The following is a 19,169-nucleotide window of genomic DNA, read 5'->3' as shown; positions in this document are numbered from 1 at the left end:
CTGCATTACTAATTATAACACCTGAAATAAGAAATACAAGTGCGATTTCCGATTCGTTTAGCGATCAATCTACGTTACTGAGAACGGAGTGAACAGTAATCAGTCTGCCAGCCCTGGCTCATGGTACTGTTATGATATCTGGTAGAATAAGTCACATCTTCTCCGAACCAGTCCGGCGCAGTGTAGGCATTGGCGGCTTCCTCTGTAGGAAATTCAACCTCAGCCAGAAGAACTCCCTCGTATTCTCCGTGGAACACATCCAGCTCAATAAAAAGTCCGTCTTTTTCCGGGATCACATAGCGGTCCTTGGTAATGAGGATACCGTCTGCTTTAGACTTCAGATGCTCATAGGCTTCAGCGGTGAGCGGAAGATTATATTCTTCACGGCTCATGAGACCTTTGGATTTGTAAGTAAGAAAATAGTCATCATCCTGCCGGCGGATGCGGACAACAGGGGAAGTGCAAAGATACCCCTGCTCAATCCGGTGGCAGGGATAGGAAGCCAGATCCTGCGGAAGGTCATCCTTCCGGATCAGAAATTTACGTTCAATCTCCATAATAAAAAACCTCCGGGTTTGTGAAATGAAAAGATATTATGTTCAGTCTACAGGAAAAAAACAGGATTTGCAATGGGATATCTGTTGAAATTTCTTGACATTTTCAGATGGAAAAAGCATTATGGAAGGGAATGGGGAATACAGAAAATATTTATGGATTTTATAAAAGAAAGGATGAACAGGATCATGAGTAAAGTGTATATTTTTTTCGCAGATGGTTTTGAGGATATTGAAGGACTGACAGTGGTAGATCTGATGAGAAGAGCCGGGATCGACATCCAGACAGTATCTATCAAAGAGACAAAAGAGATCAGAACCTCTCATGAGATCGATCTTCTTACAGACCGTACCTTTGGAGAATGTGATTTTTCCGATGCGGATATGCTTGTAATTCCGGGAGGAATGCCGGGAACAAAATATCTGGAGGAATATAAACCGCTGACTGAACTTCTGACAGATTTCTATCAGAAGGGCGGCAAGGTAGCAGCTATCTGTGCGGCACCAGGTGTATTCGAAAGACTTGGATTCCTGAAAGGCAGAAATGCTACATCTTATCCATCTGTTATGGAACAGCTTAAAAGTGCCAGAACATCTCTGAAGCCTGTAGTGGTAGATGGAAATGTAACTACCAGCAGAGGCCTTGGAACAGCCATCGACTTCAGCCTTTCCCTGATCGGACAGCTGGAGGGAAGCGCAAAGGCAGAAGAGATTGCTGAATCGGTGGTGTATGTAAGATCATGAAAAAAGAGATGAAACAGATCCTGTGGGTAGTGGCGCTTCTTGTTATACTGATGACCGCCACAGGACATTTGGTGTCAGCTGCCGGCTTTGACTGGTCGGATGGTACATCCAGGAACGCCTGCAAAAAGATGTATTCCGTATCTTTCAGGTCAGGCAGAGGAGTCTCCTCTGCTGTATATGAAAAATTGGGAAAGAAACAGAAATTTGGTTCCATGATCACGATTCCCAAAGTGCCGCAGGTCCCAGCAGGATATCAGGCAGAGGGATGGTCTCTGAAAAAAGGAGGAACGGAGGCAAGATATAAGCCGGGAAAAAAATATTTTGTAAGAAGAAATGTAACGTTTTATGCAGTGATAAAAAAGAAGAACAATCTCAAACTGATCCTGCACAGGAATGACGGAGGTATCTACAAGATCATACGGGTTCCAAGCGGAAAACTGAAACTGCCGGTGATGGCCAATGAAGAGAATTCTACATTCCTTGGATGGTCCACCCGAGCAGGTCAGAAGACCTCGCCAAGGTATGAAGCCGGACAGGTGATCACAGTCAGTGGGACCATGCATCTCTATGCAGTTAGATTCTGGCGTTATCAGGAACCGAATCTGGTCAGGAACAGCTTTCATTATCCTGAGAACTACGAAAGGATCATCTTCGTGGGAGATTCCAGGACATATGGTCTTCAGAAGGTATTGTACGAACAGTTTGGGGAGGAGTATGTGGACAGCCATGTCAGCTTTGTATGCTGTTCTAATACGGAACTGGACTGGCTGAAGTTGACGGGCGCACAGGCTCTTTTGAAAGAAATAGAAAAATATCGTAAAAATGAAAAATACGCAAAGATCGCGGTGGTGTTTAATCATGGTGTCAACGATCTCAGAGATATTAAAGGAAAACAGGATCTGAATGATAAACTCTCACAGTACGGGTCTTACATGAAAAAGCTGGGAACAGAGCTTTCCATGAAAAACTGCAGTCTGTATTATATGTCTGTGAATCCGATCAATGGAGGGGAAAGGGGAAGTACCCGGAATCGTAAATGTGAGAATATCCGGGCTTTTAACAGCGGTCTTGCCAGTAAGCTTGGAAGTCAGTACCATTATATCGATGTTTACAGTTATCTGATGCGGACAGGATATGGTACTGTATCCAATACGGGAGACGGTACAGACGATGGTGTTCATTATACGCCCGGAACTTATAAAAGAATTTTTGCATTTTGTCTTGCTTACATAAGAAAAACAGAAAATTACTTTGATATTGAGGAAATACACCGCACGGATTTTGGCGATTAGCATAAATTCTGTGCATTGCGAAGTGCGTTGCTGAGAACGAAGTGAGCAGTGACAAATGCCCTGTGTGGGCATATGGAAAACTGAAAAAAATACTGGCGTTTTTACAGTGGTTATGCTATACTACAGAAATGACTGTAAATATATATAATGCGAGTGTTAACTATTTTATATAAGGTATTTACTCGATATGATTAAGGAGGAACAAGAAACATGAGTTTACAGGTGGAGAAAATGGAGAAAAACATGGCGAAACTTACAATCGAGGTTTCCGCCGAGGATCTTGACAAAGCAATGCAGAATGCATATCAGAAAGCAAAAGGCAGAATTTCTATTCCGGGATTCCGTAAAGGAAAAGCTCCAAGAAAAATGATCGAGCAGATGTACGGAAAGGGAGTATTCCTTGAGGACGCTGCAAACGCTCTGATCCCTGAGCATTACAGCAAAGCACTTGCTGAGTGTGATCTTGAGATCGTTTCCCAGCCTAAGATCGATGTAACACAGGTTGAGCCTGGCAAACCATTTATCTTTACAGCAGAAGTAGCTACTAAACCAGAGGTAACTCTCGGTGACTATAAAGGACTTGAGGTTCCGAAGTCTGAGACAGAGGTAACAGACGAGGAAGTCGAGGCTGAGCTTAAGAAAGAGCAGGAGAAAAACTCCAGAACGATCACAGTTGAGGATCGTGCAGCACAGAACGGCGATACAGCAACTATCGATTTCGAGGGCTTCGTAGACGGTGAGGCATTCGAGGGCGGTAAAGGAACAGACTATCCGCTGACACTTGGTTCCAACACCTTCATCCCGGGATTCGAGGAGCAGCTTGTTGGTGCTAACACAGGTGATCACGTAGAAGTTAAGGTTACATTCCCAGAGGAGTATCAGGCAAAAGAGCTGGCTGGCAAAGAAGCTGTATTCCAGTGCGATGTTAAGAAGATCGAAGCAAAAGAGCTTCCGGAGCTTGATGACGACTTTGCTAAGGATGTATCTGAGTTTGATACACTTGCTGAGTACAAGGAAGACGTTAAGAAGAACCTGACAGAGAAGAAAGCAGAAGACGCACGTCGTGCAAAAGAAGACGCAGCAGTAGATAAAGCGATCGAGAATGCACAGATGGATATTCCGGAGGCAATGATCGAGACACAGACACGTCAGATGCTTGACGATTTCGCAAGAAGAATGCAGTCTCAGGGCCTTTCCATGGAGCAGTACTTCCAGTTCACAGGTCAGAGTGTTGACAAGATGATGGAAGACATGAAGCCACAGGCTCTTAAGAGAATCCAGACAAGACTTGTTCTTGAGAAGATCGCTGAGGTAGAGAACATCCAGCCAACAGAGGATGAGGTTAACGAAGAGATCTCCAAGATGGCAGAGATGTACAAGATGGAAGCAGACAAATTAAAAGATCTCATCGGTGAGAACGAGATGGAGCAGATGAAGAAAGATATGGCTGTTCAGAAAGCTGTTACATTAGTTGCCGATGCAGCTGTAGAGGCGTAATAAACCTCGGAAATGGAGGGCAAAATGAGTTTAGTACCTTACGTCATTGAGCAGACCAGCAGAGGAGAAAGAAGTTACGATATCTATTCAAGACTTCTTAAGGACCGAATCATTTTCCTTGGAGAAGAGGTAAACGATGTCAGTGCGAACCTGATCGTTGCGCAGCTTCTCTTCCTGGAAGCAGAAGATCCTTCCAAGGATATCCAGCTTTATATCAACAGCCCGGGTGGTTCTGTAACTGCCGGAATGGCAATTTATGATACAATGCAGTATATTAAGTGCGATGTATCTACGATCTGCCTTGGAATGGCAGCCAGCATGGGAGCTTTCCTCCTGTCCTCCGGTGCCAAAGGCAAGAGATATGCACTGCCGAATTCGACGATCATGATCCATCAGCCATCAGGCGGTGCACAGGGGCAGGCTACAGAAATCCAGATCGTAGCTGACCAGATCGCAAAAACCAAAAAGAAGCTGAACGAGATTCTTTCTGCGAATACCGGACAGCCTCTTGAGATTGTGGAAAAAGATACTGACCGTGACAACTATATGACAGCGGAAGAAGCTAAGGCATACGGCCTGATCGACGGTGTTGTGATCCACAAATAATGCGTAAGAAAAGACTCCTGTAAAGACACAGGAGTCTTATCTTGCTTTAAAAAGGAATTTTAAATGTCTGCGAGAGACGGACATTTACGTTTAGAAAGGAAACAAAAAGATATGGCAGATAAAGTAAAAGAAGGAAAAGTAAGATGCTCCTTTTGCCATAAGACTGAAGATCAGGTACGCAAGCTGATCGCAGGTCCGGATGGAGCATATATTTGTGATGAATGTATCGGGATCTGCTCCGAGATCATGGAAGAAGAATTCAGTATGTATGATCATGAGGCAGATTATGAAACAGGGATCAACCTTCTGAAACCGGAAGAGATCCACAGTATCCTGGATGAGTATGTGATCGGACAGGATGATGCCAAGAAGGCACTTTCCGTAGCTGTTTACAATCATTACAAGAGAATTCTTGCTTCAAGAAACCTGGACGTGGAGCTGCAGAAGAGTAATATCCTGATGCTTGGTCCGACCGGTTCCGGTAAAACACTTCTTGCACAGACACTGGCAAGACTGCTGAATGTTCCCTTTGCCATCGCAGATGCCACTACTCTCACAGAGGCGGGCTATGTTGGCGAGGATGTTGAGAACATTCTTCTGAAGATCATTCAGGCAGCCGATTACGATATTGAGCGTGCCCAGTACGGAATCATCTATATCGATGAGATCGATAAGATCACAAGAAAATCCGAGAATACATCCATCACCAGAGATGTGTCCGGTGAGGGCGTACAGCAGGCACTTCTGAAAATTTTGGAAGGAACCGTTGCAAGCGTACCTCCTCAGGGAGGAAGAAAGCATCCTCATCAGGAATTTATCCAGATTGATACTACAAACATCCTGTTCATTTGCGGTGGTGCCTTTGACGGACTGGAGAAGATCATCGAGGCAAGACAGGATACCAAATCCATTGGTTTCGGAGCGGAGGTTTCCGAGAAGGAAGACCGCAATGTGGGCGAAGTTCTGAAGGAGGTTATGCCGGAGGACTTTATTAAATTCGGTCTGATCCCGGAGTTTATCGGACGAGTTCCGGTCGTGGTAACCTTGGATTCTCTGGATGAAGAAGCACTGATCCGTATTCTGAAGGAGCCTAAGAATTCTCTCACAAAGCAGTATGACAAGCTTTTTGAGCTGGATGGCGTGAAGCTTGAGTTCCAGGATGAAGCACTTGAGACAGTTGCCCGGAAATCTCTTGAGAGAAAAACAGGTGCCAGAGGACTTCGTGCTATCATGGAGCATACCCTGATGGATCTGATGTACAAGACACCATCTGACGACACCATCCGTAAGTGTATCGTTACAAAAGAGGCAGTGGAGGGAACCGGAGAGCCGGAGATCATCCACGGGGAGGCCAAGGCTCCTGCAAAAAAAGCAGGACGCAAAACATCCCGTTCGAGAAAGAAAGGCAAGCCGGAAACAGCTTGATGAAGGGAATGACATAAATGACAAATCAGGTCAATATATTGCCAATGATCGCTCTCCGTGGGACCACAGTCCTTCCGGATATGATCGTACACTTTGATGTGAGCAGGGAGAAATCTATCCGTGCCGTGGAAGCAGCCATGCTCCATGACCAGAAGATCTTTCTGCTGACACAGAAGGATCCTGAGGTGGAAATACCGGAACTTACGGATTTGTATCAGGTAGGAACCGTCGCTTATATCAAGCAGGTGGTGAAGCTTCCGCAGGATCTTTACCGGGTTCTGGTAGAGGGACTGGACAGGGCAGAGGTTCTGGGCCTGGAGCAGGAGGAACCATTTCTGAAGGCGGAATGCGAGATCGTTACGGCGCAGGAAGAGGATTACCCGGAACCGGTAAAGGACGCCATGCTTCGCAGCATCCGGGAGCTTTTTCAGAGATACTGCAGAGAAAGCGGAAAAGTAAGCAAGGATCTGGTAACCCAGATCATGAACATCGAAGATGTGCAGGAAACCATCGACCAGATCGCAGTAAATCTTCCGATGGCGTATCAGAACAAGCAGAAACTTCTGGAAGCAGTGTCTTTGAATGACCGTTATGAGATCCTTGGAGCGCTTCTTGGCAGCGAGATCGAGGTGATCCATATCACCAAAGATCTTCAGCGCAAGGTGAAATCCCATATCGACAAGAATCAGAGAGAGTATATCCTCCGTGAACAGCTGAAAACCATCCGTGAGGAGCTGGGTGAGGAGAATACTGCAGATGATATCGATGAATTAAAAAAACAGCTGAAGGAGCTGGATGCATCTGATGAAGTAAAAGAGAAGATTTCCAAGGAGATCAGCCGTTTTAAAGGAATGGCAGCCAGTGCCGCAGAGGCAACGGTGCAGAGAGGCTATCTGGAAACCGTTCTTGCACTTCCGTGGAATAAGAAATCCGAGGATTCCGAGGATCTTGAGAACGCATGGAAGATTTTGGAAGAGGGGCATTACGGACTGAAAGAGGTCAAAGAGCGTATCATGGAATTCCTTGCTGTACGTAAGCTGACCCACAAGGGAAAGAGTCCGATCCTCTGTCTGGTGGGACCTCCGGGAACCGGAAAAACTTCCATTGCACGTTCTGTGGCAGAGGCTATGAACAAGAAATACGTCCGGATCTGTCTTGGAGGTGTCCGTGATGAGGCAGAGATCCGGGGTCACAGAAAGACTTACGTCGGTGCCATGCCAGGAAGGATCACAGTCGCACTGAAGGAAGCCGGAGTCAGCAACCCGCTGATGCTTCTTGATGAGATCGACAAGACCAGCAGCGATTATAAAGGAGATACATCCGCAGCACTTCTGGAGGTTCTGGATCCGGAGCAGAACAGTAAGTTTAATGATCACTATGTAGAGATTCCCCAGGATCTTTCCGAGGTACTGTTTATTGCCACTGCAAATGATGTTCAGGGAATCCCGAGACCTCTTCTTGACCGTATGGAGCTGATGGAAATCCCGGGATATACGGAGAATGAGAAGGAACATATCGCAAGGGAACATCTGATCCCGAAGCAGATGGAGATCAACGGTATTCCGGAAGGCAAGCTGATGATCCAGCCGGCAGCTCTTGGCAAGCTGATCAACAACTATACCAAGGAAGCAGGAGTCCGTTCTCTGGAGAGAAGCATCGGACGTATCTGCAGAAAGACTGCACGTGCTATCATGGAAGAGGGTAAGGATAAAGTAGTTGTCACATCCAGAAATATTTCCAGATTCCTTGGCAAAGAACGATATAACTATCTGATGGCCAATGAGAAGGATGAGATCGGGATCGCCCGCGGTCTTGCATGGACACAGGTAGGCGGTGATACCCTGCAGATCGAGGTCAATATCATGCCCGGAAAAGGCGAACTGCTTCTTACCGGACAGCTTGGAGATGTGATGAAGGAATCTGCACAGGCAGGTATCAGTTATATCCGTTCGGTTTCTGACCAATATGAGATCGATCCGGAATTTTTCCAGAAGCATGATATGCATGTACATATCCCGGAGGGTGCCGTTCCGAAGGATGGCCCGTCTGCAGGTATTACAATGGCAACTGCCATGCTGTCTGCAATTATCGAAAAACCGGTACGTGCGGATCTTGCCATGACCGGTGAGATCACCTTAAGAGGCCGTGTGCTTCCGATCGGCGGACTGAAAGAGAAGCTGCTTGCAGCTAAATATGCCAGAATCAAAGAAGTCCTTGTTCCGGAGAAAAATCGTCCGGATATCGAGGAGATGGACAGAGAGATCATCCAGGGACTGAATATCCGGTTTGTGGATAACATGAAAGAAGTTCTCGGTGAAGCTCTTGCATAAAAAACAGAAAAACCCTGCCCTGGCCTTCAGGACAGGGCTTTTAAAAGAAAAGGGAGGAATAACGAATGGTAATCAAAAACGTATCGCTGGATATCGTCTGCGGCATCACAAGCAAGATCCCGGACACAGGAAGGCCGGAGGTAGCTTTTGCGGGAAAATCAAATGTAGGGAAATCCTCCCTGATCAATGGTCTGATGAACCGCAAGGCCCTGGCAAGAACCAGCGCACAGCCGGGAAAAACACAGACGATCAATTTTTATAATATTAATGAAGTAATGTATCTCGTAGACCTGCCGGGCTACGGCTACGCCAAGGTCTCTGCAGCAGAAAAGGAAAAATGGGGAAAAATGATCGAGGGCTATCTCCATAATTCCAAAGAGCTCCGTGCGGTTTTTCTCCTGGTGGATATCCGCCACAAGCCTTCAGCCAATGACAAGCAGATGTATGACTGGATCTGTCACAACGGATATGAGCCGGTGATCATCGCGACCAAGCTTGACAAGCTGAAACGCAGCCAGGTGGCAAAAAGCCTGAAGGAAATCCGCATCGGACTGGGCCTCCCGAAAGAGGGAAAGATCCTTCCGTTTTCTGCGGAGACAAAGCAGGGAAGAGACGAGATATGGGCACTGATCGATGAGTTGACCGGCCTTGGTGAACCGGCAGCTACAGAGGATTAAGGAGAGCAGAAAAGATGGGAATTATCAAGGCGCTCAAGCTGGGATTTGACTATCAGAGATACGATGATGACGGCAATGTGGTAGACATGCAGCGTGCAGTCAATGATGTGAACCTGGACATTGAAGCAGGAGAATTTGTGGCAGTTCTGGGACATAACGGATCCGGAAAATCCACACTGGCGAAGCATATGAATGCGCTTCTGATCCCAACAGAGGGAACGATGCTGGTGGACGGGATCGATACCGCCAGAGAGACCAAACTCTGGAAGGTACGCCAGAAGGCAGGAATGGTATTTCAGAATCCGGATAACCAGATCATAGGAACCGTTGTGGAAGAGGACGTAGGCTTTGGCCCGGAAAACATGGGAGTTCCTACAGATGATATCTGGAAACGTGTGAATGACAGCCTGGAAAAAGTCGGTATGACAGCCTACCGTTATCAGTCCCCAAACAAGCTTTCTGGAGGGCAGAAGCAGAGAGTGGCTATTGCAGGCGTGATGGCCATGCGCCCGCGGTGCATCATCCTGGATGAGCCTACCGCCATGCTGGATCCTAACGGAAGAAAGGAAGTCCTGGAGGCAGTGCGGGAGCTGAACCGTAAGGAAAAGGTAACAGTCATTTTGATCACCCATTACATGGAGGAAGTGATCCATGCTGACCGTGTCTACGTCATGGACAGCGGAAATGTTGTGATGCAGGGAAATCCCAAAGAGATTTTTTCCCAGGTGGATACCCTTAAGGCGTATGGACTGGATGTACCACAGGTAACACTTCTTGCATATGAACTGAAGAAATCCGGCGTGGATGTTCCGGATGGAATACTGACTACAGAGGAGCTGGTGAGCGCATTATGTCAATCGAATTAAAAAATGTAACTTATACCTACAGCCCCGGGACAGCCTATGAGAGCCATGCGCTGAAGGATGTCAGCCTTGTGATCCCGGATGGCCAGTTTATCGGGATCATCGGACACACAGGAAGCGGAAAATCCACGCTGATCCAGCATCTGAATGCGCTGGTACAGCCAACATCCGGCCAGGTTCTGTATAACGGAGAAGATGTGTGGGCTGAGAAATATGACCGGAAACAGCTCCGAAGCGAGGTTGGCCTGGTGTTCCAGTACCCGGAGCATCAGCTGTTTGAAAATGATGTGATCTCTGATGTATGTTTTGGCCCCATGAATCAGGGACTTTCCAGGGAAGAAGCAGAGAAAGAAGCGAAGCAGGCTCTGATTCAGGTTGGAGTAAAAGAATCCAATTTCAAGAAATCACCTTTTGAGCTTTCCGGAGGCCAGAAAAAAAGGGTAGCTATTGCAGGGGTTCTTGCAATGAACCCGAAGATCCTGATTCTGGACGAGCCCACAGCAGGGCTTGATCCGAAGGGCAGGGATGATATCCTGGATCAGATCGCAGAGCTTCATAAGGTGCGAGGGATAACCATTGTTCTGGTTTCCCACAGCATGGAGGATATTGCGAAATATGTGGAGCGTCTCATTGTTATGAACCACGGAGAAGCTGTATTTGATGATGAACCGAAGAAGGTTTTTTCACATTATAAGGAACTGGAAACCATGGGACTTGCCGCACCGCAGATCACTTATATCATGCATGCGCTGAAGGAACATGGGCTGCAGGGGGATGCAGATGCCACAACGGTGGAGGAAGCCAGAGACAGCATCCTTGCCGCACTTACGCGGGCAAACTCTCCATTACTGAACAAAGGAGGGGCGGAAAAATGATCAGAGATATTACTATCGGTCAGTATTATCCGGCCAAATCCGTTCTTCACAGACTGGACCCACGGACCAAATTTCTGGGAACTCTGGGATTTCTGATCTCTGTGTTCCTGTTCCATACATTTCTCGGATATGCGGTAGCAACAGTATTTCTGGTTGCTATGATCGCAATATCCAAGGTTCCGGTGAAATTCATGTTCAAGGGTCTGAAGGCTATCGTTATGATCCTTTTGATCACGGTTGTGTTCAATATCATCCTGACGCCTGGCGAAGTGCTGTGGCGTTTCGGGATCATCAAGGTCACAAGGGAAGGCCTTGTTCTTGCAGGAAGAATGGCGATCCGTCTTGTTTACCTTGTGATCGGTTCTTCCATCATGACATTGACTACCACGCCGAATCAGCTGACAGATGGTCTGGAGAGACTGCTCCGTCCGCTGAACAAGATCCGGGTGCCGGTACATGAGATCGCCATGATGATGTCCATTGCTCTTCGCTTTATCCCGATCCTTCTGGAGGAGACGGATAAGATCATGAAGGCACAGATTGCCAGAGGTGCAGATTTTGAAAGCGGAAATCTGATCCAGAAGGCGAAAAATATGGTCCCTCTTCTTGTGCCGCTGTTTATTTCAGCGTTCCGCCGCGCCAATGATCTGGCAATGGCCATGGAAGCAAGGTGTTACCATGGTGGAGAGCACAGAACCCAGATGAAGCCGCTGCATTACGAAAAAAGAGATTATGCGGCCTATGGGATCCTTGTGGTATATCTTGCTGTGGGGGTTGCATTCCGCGTGGCAGGACTGTAACCGAATCCTGCAGGTACTTAGACATGGAACGGTCCGAAGCGTTGCATTTTGCATAGCGGAACTGTAACCGAATCAGGCAGGCATTTTGCTGGACGGTATGTCTGTTTTGGGATGGGAAGTACTGCAGGGATGTCTGTATCAGGAGGGAATATATTATATGAAACGAGTAGGACTTGTTGTAGCTTATGATGGAACCAAGTACTCAGGCTGGCAGACACAGCCAAATGGAATCACCATTCAGGGCGTTTTAAACGATACCTTAAGTGAGCTTCTGGGAGAAAAGATCGAGACGATCGGCGCAAGCCGCACAGACGCAGGGGTTCATGCACTTGGAAATGTGGCGGTTTTTGATACCGAATCCAGAATACCCGGAGAAAAATTTTCTTATGCATTGAACCAGAGACTTCCGGAGGATATCCGTATTCAGCTGTCGGAGGAAGTGGAACCGGATTTTCATCCCCGTTACTGTGACAGTGAAAAAACATATGAATATCGTATCCTGAACCGGAAGTTTCCGGTGCCAACGGAGCGTTTGTACTCTTATTTTTACCATTATAAACTGGATGTGAATAAGATGAAGGAAGCAACATCTTATCTGATCGGACGCCATGATTTTGCCAGCTTCTGCGGCTCCGGCGCACAGGTGAAGACCACCATCCGTACCGTGACGTCCATGGATGTGTGGAGAGATGGTGATATGGTGACCATCCGCATTTCAGGAACAGGTTTCCTTTACAATATGGTGCGTATTATTTCAGGAACTCTGATCGAGATCGGGAACGGACAGTATCCGCCGGAACGTATGGATAAGATTTTAAAAGCCTGTGACCGCGGGGCTGCAGGCCCCACAGCGCCGGCGCAGGGGCTGACATTGATGGGAATTGAGTTTTTCTGAAAACAGGAATTTTGTTGAAAATTACAAGAAAAAACAGTTGACAGGCAAGGTGCCTTATAATATAATAACTCAATGTGACGTAGTGCGAAGATGCTTGAGCCAATAGCCCCGGCGATGGCATTTTATCAGCGGTTTCGGACATTTCCGCGATTTATTTTGCACCCGCGTTTCCATTTACTTTTTTTCGCGGAAGTACCGCGGTTTGAGAAACATTATCGTTGATAAATAACAGGAGGTAGGACCATGCAGACTTATATGGCTAATCCGGATAAAATCGAAAGAAAATGGTATGTAGTTGACGCAGAGGGTTGCACTCTGGGACGTCTGGCATCCGGTGTTGCAAGTGTTTTAAGAGGAAAGAACAAACCTCAGTTTACACCGCACGTTGACACAGGAGATTATGTAATCGTTGTAAACGCTGATAAGATCAAAGTTACAGGCAAGAAGCTTGAGCAGAAGATTTATTATAACCACTCCGACTATGTTGGTGGAATGAAAGAAACCACATTAAAAGAAATGTTAGCAAAGAAACCTGAGAAGGTTATCGAGCTCGCAGTTAAGGGAATGCTTCCGAAAGGACCTCTTGGAAGAGCTATGAACAAGAAACTTTTCGTATACGCAGGACCAGAGCACAAACATGAGGCTCAGAAGCCTGAAGTTTTAACATTTTAATAGGAGGTAGAAAACATTGGCTAGCGCAAAATTCTACGGAACAGGAAGAAGAAAGAAATCAATCGCAAGAGTTTACCTGGTACCTGGAACAGGTAAAATCACTATCAATAAAAGAGACATCGATGAGTACTTCGGACTTGAGACTCTGAAAGTTATCGTTCGTCAGCCACTGGCTTTAACAGAGACAGAGGGTAAATTCGACGTGATCGTTAACGTTCACGGCGGTGGATACACAGGACAGGCTGGAGCAATCCGTCATGGTCTTTCCAGAGCACTCCTTGAGGCAGACAAAGACTACAGACCAGCTCTTAAAGCTGCTGGATTCCTTACACGTGATCCACGTATGAAAGAGCGTAAGAAATACGGTCTCAAAGCAGCTCGTCGCGCTCCGCAGTTCAGCAAACGATAATCGACTGCTCAGACTATATCAAAATGATTCAAAAACCCCGGAAAATCAAGGTTTTCTGGGGTTTTCTTATACCTAAACGCATCTGTGTGGTTTGACCAAATTTGTCTAAACGAGAGCCGTGTTCACCCAATTTTTAGTGGTTAAAAAATAGGACAACCAGAGCGTAATTTCGGGGGTATTTTTGAGGGTGATTTTGGCACTCTCAGATTTCAGATTTTTTGCTGGTGAGTTTGGCATAATCAGACCAAATCTGAACAATTAAATACGATTCTAATGCAGACACTCAGTAACAAATAACTGGGTGCTTTTTGTCATGGCGAGGGAAAAAGATTCCGGCATTAGAAAGGGCCGTCACTTTATGATTTTGAAGTGGCGGCTTTTTCTATTTATTCGGAACGAACTGTAATATATTTTTGATTGCGACTTTTAGGTTTATCGGGAATAGTCATTTCTAATTGCCCGGCTTCTAAAAGCGGATTGATATGCTTCAAAGTGAAGTTTCTTAAATCTTTGAAGCCGCAAAATACTGCAAGCTCTTTCTTGGATTTTGGTGTTGTGAAAAAAGTCAAAATCTGTTTGGACACCGTTGATAGTTCAGTATCTTGGTGGGTAACTTGGTGGATAACTTGGTGGGTGTCACCCTCTAAGTTGTAGTTTACATTTTTCAAAATAACTCTGAAATCTGTCGCTGTAGAGGAAAATTCGGGTTTATATGCCTCAGTGTATCCAGGCAGCTTTTCAGTTTCACTGACGATTTTGCGCAGACCACTTCCACAGCGTTCCATGTACTTCATGCGGTGGAACAGGTCGGCAATCACAGGGTTTCGCCGCATCGAACGAATACTGTAAATATCGTATTCCTGAATTGAGCCGCCACCAAACATACCGCCAGGAGGTGTGATTTCCACCCGATCATCAAACATATCAATATGGATTTCGCTGCCAAGCACAATATAATCACGATGGATAAGCGCATTGACAAGAGCCTCTGTCACAGCTCGTTCAGCATAATCCGGCTTGTCTACACGATACTGTGCCTCTTTGACAAAACGGACGTTGGAATTATTGCGAATAAATTCACTGCCGCTTTTCAGTAGATAAATCAGATTCCCTTCGTATTCTTTATCGTCCAGCGCATCATCAAAGATAGAGCCTTTTTCCAAGCCATTCCACCGGGTACAGAACATACGGGAGTTATAAACTGTGTGCTGATCGGTCATGAGCATTCTGGCATTGGTCAAGAACCCATTTTTGTCAGCCAAACCGAAGGAGACATAATCGGAAGGCTCAAAGCGGAGACCGGTTCGTTCCAGATAGGTTGCCTCCAGGAGTGTGAAGCTGTAATCCTTTTTCACAGCTTCTGTTGTTAAGGTGTCAAAGGACTGATTGGTTCCCTTTAAGATCAGTTCATTCACAATGTAATCCGGTGCAATTACGCTTTCATTTCCAACACGGATGTATGCTTCCATTACTCCGTCTGCCTTGTAATAGTATGGGGTGCTGCGGCCAGGAGAAACTTCCAGAGCCAACAGGTTTTTACCATCTTCCTGCAATGGCTTTAAGATAAACTGCGGTAATGGTGTGATACGTTCTTTGATTAAGCGGCTGATCGCTTCAGCATCCTTTTGAACATCGGACAAGCCGATAGGCTCCCGGTCATCAGAGACTCCGAAAAACAGAGTGCCGCCGATTCCATTGGAAAAAGCACTGACACTTTTTAACCAGCTTTTTGGCTTTTTTGTTTCGAGAGCAACTTTGAAATCACATTCTGTTGCTTCAGCAATGAGCTGTTCTATCATAGAAATCCCTCCTTTCCGTGGGGAGTGAGCAGGATGATCCTGTCCGTTGTCAGGGGCCTATGCTGGCCCTGGTCTGCTGACAGCCTCCTTTTCCATCTGATTTTTTGCCGGAAATGACAATCCGCGAAAATCGACAAAAATCGCCCGGCAGGTCGTAAACCTACCGGGCGACGATTTGAAGCGTTTTGTTGTTTTCTTACATGGTATAGTTCATACTCATAGCCGGAATATTCCCGTGGCGGGGCAAGGCTTTTTTTAAGCGGTAGAAGTGGATTAGATTATAATGATAGTAAAACAGCATGGCGGCGTCCTCCCGTGGGCCGCCATGCCTTTAACTGCTGGGAATGACAGAAAGAAAGCAGCGGCCTTGATTTCTCAAAACCGCCACCAGTGAATATAAATTAAGCGTGAAAATGGGTCTGCCCAGCAGCGTTTTTTTTTCTTTTCTGCCGCTGGGCAGATGTTTTTTCTTTAGATACATGATAAGAGGAATTTTGAAGATTCCATGAAGATTTGAAAAATGGACGGACATAAAAGACGTCCATTACACTATCGGAAAATCAGCAAGGAAGTTTCATAGTAACCTTTGCGCCGCCGGTTTCTTTTGAATTTTCTAAAATAAGCTGACCATTATGTTGTTCCATAATCGAATTTGTAATATATAGACCTATACCAAAGTGTAACTTTGAATTGCGGCTTTGATCGCCCATATAGAACCGTTCCTGTGCGTGGCATAATGCCTCTTTAGAAAACCCCGTTCCCTCGTCTGTGACTGAAATTTCCACGAAACCGTTGTTACTCTGAACATCCACATAAAGCGTTCCGCCTTGCGGGGAGTAGTCCAGCCCATTACTGATAACATTCATAATAGCACGTTCTATCAGCACCCTATCAAATTTCAGCATTTGAGGGAGTGAAACAGTATTCATTTGCAGCCGGATTTCTTTTGTCCGGCATAGTGATTCCATATAACCGAACAAGTGCTGCATGAACGCTGGCAAGTCTATACTTTCAATATGGAGCTGATAACCAACCGCCGCCCGTGATATATCAATCAGGGTTTGAATATATGACTGCATCTGGCCGGAGCTTTCCACGACGTAACCAGCGTATAATCGTTGCTCATCATCAAGATTTGTTTCTGTGAGTAAATCAGCATTTCCTTGAATAACCGTCAGAGGCGTTTTCAAATCATGGGCAAGCGCGGCGATTTGATCTTTCTGTGTCTGTTCGGTTTTCCATTGCCGTTCTAACGAAATTTTCAGATTATCTTTCATATCTGAAAAAGATGCAAGGACATCTTCAAACTCTTTGATTTTGGCGTGTCCTACTTCAAAATCAAGGTTTTGCTTTGAAACCTCCGCAGTTGCTTCAAAAAGCGGGGTCAGTTGTGTACGCAGGTTCTTAGCAAATCTGGCGGTCAGTATGATAATGACCAGCAGCGAATTTACAGCCATCAGGATAAACGCAAGCGTGTCAGGAGATGGAAAATATTCCGGTAGCCATGACACTGTAAATTGAGAACCAATATAATACCTTAAAACGCAAAATTCGTTTTCCCGGACAACAAGTGCAAACTGCCTCCCCGTAGCATATTCAATATATTCTCCCTTTGCGTACAGCAGGGCAATTTCTTTTTCATCATCGTCCATATTGCTGTAAAGCTCATTAAAGTTCTTGTCCAGAATTAAGTAGCCGCATCCCTGTGGAATCACAACCTTTGTAATATCCGGGGCAATCGTCAGCGTTGGAATGATCTCTTTTACCTGCAATTCACTTAGATTTGCTCTTGTAGCTAATCCAGCATTTATAGCAAGTCCCTCCAAACCAAAAGGGACAATAATTGCCGCTACCAGCATGACAATGAGGGAGATAGCAAACTGGCGAAACAATATTTTCAATGTAGGTTTCTTTTTCACTCCCATTTATATCCTATCCCCCATACGGTGCTGATCGGACTTATTTTGAAATGCTCCAATTTCGCACGAATATTTTTTATATGCGTTGAGATCGTAGAGTTATCGCCTATTCCATCAAACCCGAAAACGGCTTCATAGATTTGTTCTTTTGTAAAAACCTGTCCCCGGTTTTTCGCAAGGTATTCACAGATTGAATACTCGCTTTTGGTAAGGGGAACCGGCTGTTCTGAAACATACAGTACCTTTGCGGAAAGGTCAAATCTTATATCAGGCTCAAATGAAAGTGTGCTGTGATGCTCCCTTTTTTCTCTGCGTAAATGTGCCGTGACACGGGCGCGAAGCTCCTGAATACGAAAAGGTTTCGTAATATAATCATCCGCACCGATGCCCAATCCAAACAATATATCTTCCTCTAATGTCTTTGCGGTCAGAAAGAGAATCGGGCAGTCTACCATATTCCTGATCTGTTTGCAAAACTCAAACCCGTCTGTGCCAGGCATCATCACATCCAAAAGAATGAGGTCATAGAAATGCAGCTTTTTGATGTCTACATCATCCGCATTTTGACAGACTGTTATCAAATATCCATCTTTCCCCAAACTGTTCTTAATCAATTCCAAGATAGAAACTTCATCGTCAACTACAAGTAAGTGGGTCAAAAAATCACCTCCCGCCCCATTATACCACATTGTCGAGGTTACTCATCATTATTTTTAATGTCAGCTTTCCGATATTCATTGTTGATATTTACAGCTACGGCATTGCTTATATCCACATCCACAATACTGTAAACGTAGCCGAAACTGAAATCTTCCCCCGCCACATTTTTGAAGCGTTTCGATACCTGCCCGATTTCTTCTTGCAGTTCTGACATTTCAAGACATTCATCCGTTATGGTATATGTCAGGCCGTTATATGAAATTTCATCATAGTTTGCGGCGTTCAGCTCATAATACGGCAGAGATTCATTTAACGCCTTATTTTTATCGGCGGTATCGCGGAGCGCACCGCAGGCCGATAAGCATATAAGACTTACAAGCACAATTACCACGGCAAACAGGCACTTTTTATTCACTGTTTTTACCTCCCTCCCAACCATGAAACCAAACCAAACTGGCAATCAGCAGACAAACAGTGCAGCATACAGAAATAATCATACCGCTGAAAAAATCGGTTTTTACCTGTGCATACAGTTGGGGGCTATCCCATGCAAGCACAGTGTAATCCATAGCACGAACGCCCCAGGCCCAGGGAATATATTTCCATGTAGCGTCACCAAGCCCTGTTATCATAAGGGCAGCTATTAAACTCCCTGCAATTCCCAATCCCATAGATGCACCTTTTCCGAAGCTCATTCCCACAAACAAATGAATCAGGTAAATGGGAAGCATGGTAATCAACAATAGAATCCCTGCTTTCAGGTAAAGGCTTGCCGGAGCATCCCTATATAGTGCAGCGAATGTTCCTAACGCTAAAAATGTTGCGCCAAAAGCACAGATCATCAGAAAACCAAGTTTACCAATATACGTTGCCATGCGAGATGGGATTGTTCCCAACAAAAGCTGATAATGCCCGGCCTGATTTTCGATCTGAACAACCAGGCCCACAATAATGCCGATCAGAAACGGGAACGCAACGGCCAGCACTTCCAGATAGGCACTGATTTTGGTTGCCAGTTCCCATCTGGATATATGATAGTAACCTGCAAAAATCGCCGCACATATAATCGGAATCATGTTGTGCATATAGAGCAAAATGCTATGTTTACACTTCTGATATTCTGCTTTCCAGCAGCGAACCACAGATACCATA

The 19,169-nt window shown here is 45.7% G+C and carries 19 protein-coding genes; 13 read left to right on the top strand and 6 right to left on the bottom strand.

What is annotated here, in order from left to right:
* Positions 1–74 precede the first annotated feature (74 nt).
* Positions 75–557, bottom strand: a complete 483-nt coding sequence (locus tag EYS05_RS02645; RefSeq protein ID WP_138276540.1) for a CYTH domain-containing protein — start codon at positions 555–557, stop codon at positions 75–77.
* A gap of 183 nt (positions 558–740) precedes the next feature.
* Between EYS05_RS02645 and EYS05_RS02640 the strand changes: the two genes are divergently transcribed.
* The 13 genes from EYS05_RS02640 to rpsI all read left to right on the top strand — a co-directional run bounded on the left by EYS05_RS02640 (position 741) and on the right by rpsI (position 13,639).
* Positions 741–1,298, top strand: a complete 558-nt coding sequence (locus EYS05_RS02640) for a DJ-1 family glyoxalase III (RefSeq protein ID WP_138277667.1) — start codon at positions 741–743, stop codon at positions 1,296–1,298.
* Positions 1,295–2,590, top strand: a complete 1,296-nt coding sequence (locus EYS05_RS02635; RefSeq protein ID WP_138276539.1) for an InlB B-repeat-containing protein — start codon at positions 1,295–1,297, stop codon at positions 2,588–2,590. The genes EYS05_RS02640 and EYS05_RS02635 overlap by 4 nt, the downstream gene beginning before the upstream one ends.
* 210 nt (positions 2,591–2,800) lie before the next feature.
* Positions 2,801–4,087 carry a trigger factor gene (gene tig / locus EYS05_RS02630; RefSeq protein ID WP_118512920.1) on the top strand — a complete coding sequence of 429 codons (1,287 nt, stop codon included), beginning with the start codon at positions 2,801–2,803 and terminating at the stop codon, positions 4,085–4,087.
* A gap of 24 nt (positions 4,088–4,111) precedes the next feature.
* Positions 4,112–4,693: an ATP-dependent Clp endopeptidase proteolytic subunit ClpP gene (gene clpP / locus EYS05_RS02625; RefSeq protein WP_015527365.1), complete on the top strand. Its 582-nt coding sequence runs from the start codon at positions 4,112–4,114 to the stop codon at positions 4,691–4,693.
* Between the two features lie 111 nt (positions 4,694–4,804).
* A complete protein-coding gene (clpX, locus tag EYS05_RS02620; protein ID WP_118512919.1) occupies positions 4,805–6,118 on the top strand; it encodes an ATP-dependent Clp protease ATP-binding subunit ClpX in 1,314 nt (437 codons plus the stop codon).
* A 17-nt stretch (positions 6,119–6,135) separates the two neighbouring features.
* Positions 6,136–8,448 carry an endopeptidase La gene (gene lon / locus EYS05_RS02615; RefSeq protein WP_138276538.1) on the top strand — a complete coding sequence of 771 codons (2,313 nt, stop codon included), beginning with the start codon at positions 6,136–6,138 and terminating at the stop codon, positions 8,446–8,448.
* Positions 8,449–8,513: 65 nt separating this feature from the next.
* On the top strand, positions 8,514–9,125 hold the full coding sequence (gene yihA / locus EYS05_RS02610) for a ribosome biogenesis GTP-binding protein YihA/YsxC (RefSeq protein WP_118512917.1): 612 nt from the start codon (positions 8,514–8,516) through the stop codon (positions 9,123–9,125).
* 14 nt (positions 9,126–9,139) lie between these two features.
* Positions 9,140–9,991 (top strand): energy-coupling factor transporter ATPase, encoded by an 852-nt coding sequence (locus EYS05_RS02605; protein WP_118512916.1) that lies wholly within the window; start codon positions 9,140–9,142, stop codon positions 9,989–9,991.
* The gene (locus tag EYS05_RS02600) at positions 9,976–10,863 is read left to right on the top strand and encodes an energy-coupling factor transporter ATPase (protein ID WP_138276537.1); all 888 of its coding nucleotides are present in this window, start codon (positions 9,976–9,978) and stop codon (positions 10,861–10,863) included. Before EYS05_RS02605 ends, EYS05_RS02600 begins: the two co-directional genes overlap by 16 nt.
* Positions 10,860–11,663: an energy-coupling factor transporter transmembrane component T family protein gene (locus EYS05_RS02595; RefSeq protein WP_118512914.1), complete on the top strand. Its 804-nt coding sequence runs from the start codon at positions 10,860–10,862 to the stop codon at positions 11,661–11,663. Before EYS05_RS02600 ends, EYS05_RS02595 begins: the two co-directional genes overlap by 4 nt.
* 157 nt (positions 11,664–11,820) lie before the next feature.
* Positions 11,821–12,558 (top strand): tRNA pseudouridine(38-40) synthase TruA, encoded by a 738-nt coding sequence (truA, locus tag EYS05_RS02590; RefSeq protein ID WP_118512981.1) that lies wholly within the window; start codon positions 11,821–11,823, stop codon positions 12,556–12,558.
* A 243-nt stretch (positions 12,559–12,801) separates the two neighbouring features.
* Positions 12,802–13,230 (top strand): 50S ribosomal protein L13, encoded by a 429-nt coding sequence (gene rplM, locus EYS05_RS02585; protein WP_021650595.1) that lies wholly within the window; start codon positions 12,802–12,804, stop codon positions 13,228–13,230.
* Between the two features lie 16 nt (positions 13,231–13,246).
* Positions 13,247–13,639 carry a 30S ribosomal protein S9 gene (rpsI, locus tag EYS05_RS02580; protein WP_059086106.1) on the top strand — a complete coding sequence of 131 codons (393 nt, stop codon included), beginning with the start codon at positions 13,247–13,249 and terminating at the stop codon, positions 13,637–13,639.
* 386 nt (positions 13,640–14,025) lie between these two features.
* On the opposite strand, the gene EYS05_RS02575 is transcribed toward rpsI, so the two are convergent.
* The 5 genes from EYS05_RS02575 to EYS05_RS02550 form a co-directional block, all read right to left on the bottom strand.
* A complete protein-coding gene (locus EYS05_RS02575; RefSeq protein WP_138276536.1) occupies positions 14,026–15,438 on the bottom strand; it encodes an ATP-binding protein in 1,413 nt (470 codons plus the stop codon).
* 560 nt (positions 15,439–15,998) lie between these two features.
* Entirely contained in the window at positions 15,999–17,363 is a 1,365-nt protein-coding gene (locus EYS05_RS02565) for a sensor histidine kinase (protein WP_138276535.1), read from the bottom strand.
* Complete coding sequence (locus EYS05_RS02560; protein WP_174235824.1) at positions 17,354–18,016, bottom strand: response regulator transcription factor; 663 nt, start codon at positions 18,014–18,016, stop codon at positions 17,354–17,356. The genes EYS05_RS02565 and EYS05_RS02560 overlap by 10 nt, the downstream gene beginning before the upstream one ends.
* A gap of 38 nt (positions 18,017–18,054) precedes the next feature.
* On the bottom strand, positions 18,055–18,432 hold the full coding sequence (locus EYS05_RS02555; protein ID WP_025580194.1) for a NisI/SpaI family lantibiotic immunity lipoprotein: 378 nt from the start codon (positions 18,430–18,432) through the stop codon (positions 18,055–18,057).
* Positions 18,425–19,168, bottom strand: coding sequence for a lantibiotic immunity ABC transporter MutG family permease subunit (locus EYS05_RS02550; protein ID WP_138276533.1), 744 nt, complete (start codon positions 19,166–19,168; stop codon positions 18,425–18,427). The genes EYS05_RS02555 and EYS05_RS02550 overlap by 8 nt, the downstream gene beginning before the upstream one ends.
* Position 19,169 lies beyond the last annotated feature (1 nt).

It is taken from the genome of Blautia sp. SC05B48 (assembly GCF_005848555.1).
In the GTDB taxonomy this organism is placed as follows: Bacteria; Bacillota; Clostridia; order Lachnospirales; family Lachnospiraceae; genus Blautia_A.
Note: the sequence above shows the minus strand (reverse complement) of the source record. Positions and strands in the feature narration are given on the sequence as shown.

Excerpts from the sequence above, each read along its gene's own strand:
- EYS05_RS02645 (WP_138276540.1), bottom strand. The coding sequence starts at position 557 with ATGGAGATTGAACGTAAATTTCTGATCCGGAAGGATGACCTTCCGCAG.
- EYS05_RS02635 (WP_138276539.1), top strand. The coding sequence starts at position 1,295 with ATGAAAAAAGAGATGAAACAGATCCTGTGGGTAGTGGCGCTTCTTGTT.
- tig (WP_118512920.1), top strand. The coding sequence starts at position 2,801 with ATGAGTTTACAGGTGGAGAAAATGGAGAAAAACATGGCGAAACTTACA.
- clpP (WP_015527365.1), top strand. The coding sequence starts at position 4,112 with ATGAGTTTAGTACCTTACGTCATTGAGCAGACCAGCAGAGGAGAAAGA.
- clpX (WP_118512919.1), top strand. The coding sequence starts at position 4,805 with ATGGCAGATAAAGTAAAAGAAGGAAAAGTAAGATGCTCCTTTTGCCAT.
- lon (WP_138276538.1), top strand. The coding sequence starts at position 6,136 with ATGACAAATCAGGTCAATATATTGCCAATGATCGCTCTCCGTGGGACC.
- yihA (WP_118512917.1), top strand. The coding sequence starts at position 8,514 with ATGGTAATCAAAAACGTATCGCTGGATATCGTCTGCGGCATCACAAGC.
- EYS05_RS02605 (WP_118512916.1), top strand. The coding sequence starts at position 9,140 with ATGGGAATTATCAAGGCGCTCAAGCTGGGATTTGACTATCAGAGATAC.
- EYS05_RS02600 (WP_138276537.1), top strand. The coding sequence starts at position 9,976 with ATGTCAATCGAATTAAAAAATGTAACTTATACCTACAGCCCCGGGACA.
- EYS05_RS02595 (WP_118512914.1), top strand. The coding sequence starts at position 10,860 with ATGATCAGAGATATTACTATCGGTCAGTATTATCCGGCCAAATCCGTT.
- truA (WP_118512981.1), top strand. The coding sequence starts at position 11,821 with ATGAAACGAGTAGGACTTGTTGTAGCTTATGATGGAACCAAGTACTCA.
- rplM (WP_021650595.1), top strand. The coding sequence starts at position 12,802 with ATGCAGACTTATATGGCTAATCCGGATAAAATCGAAAGAAAATGGTAT.
- EYS05_RS02575 (WP_138276536.1), bottom strand. The coding sequence starts at position 15,438 with ATGATAGAACAGCTCATTGCTGAAGCAACAGAATGTGATTTCAAAGTT.
- EYS05_RS02565 (WP_138276535.1), bottom strand. The coding sequence starts at position 17,363 with ATGGGAGTGAAAAAGAAACCTACATTGAAAATATTGTTTCGCCAGTTT.
- EYS05_RS02550 (WP_138276533.1), bottom strand. The coding sequence starts at position 19,168 with ATGGTATCTGTGGTTCGCTGCTGGAAAGCAGAATATCAGAAGTGTAAA.